This is a genomic window from Citrobacter sp. TBCS-14, from assembly GCF_005280805.1.
Taxonomy (GTDB): Bacteria; Pseudomonadota; Gammaproteobacteria; order Enterobacterales; family Enterobacteriaceae; genus Citrobacter; species Citrobacter gillenii.
Genome location: NZ_SZWM01000524.1, coordinates 1 through 215 on the forward strand (window position 1 = coordinate 1; position 215 = coordinate 215).

General features: G+C 58.1%; 1 protein-coding gene. It reads right to left on the bottom strand.

Annotated elements, in window-relative coordinates:
- On the bottom strand, positions 1 to 215 hold a 215-nt coding region (locus tag FDX22_RS19665; protein ID WP_186805360.1), incomplete at both ends, for a S49 family peptidase.

Sequence of the window (215 nt, forward strand, 5' to 3'; positions counted from 1 at the left end):
CCGGCATCAATGGCCTCCTGACCGCTGTATACTGCAGCTTCGGTACCCAGCACGGTCTGCACAGACAGGCCGGTATATGCCGACACCTTCTGCGCAAACATCTGGCGGGTAGTATCCATCCGGGACTGCAGTGCTTCCCGGACGTCATCCGGAAGATGGCTGTAGGGGTTGCCATCCACCTTATGGCTGCCGCTGTAAATCAGCGTGATTTCCAC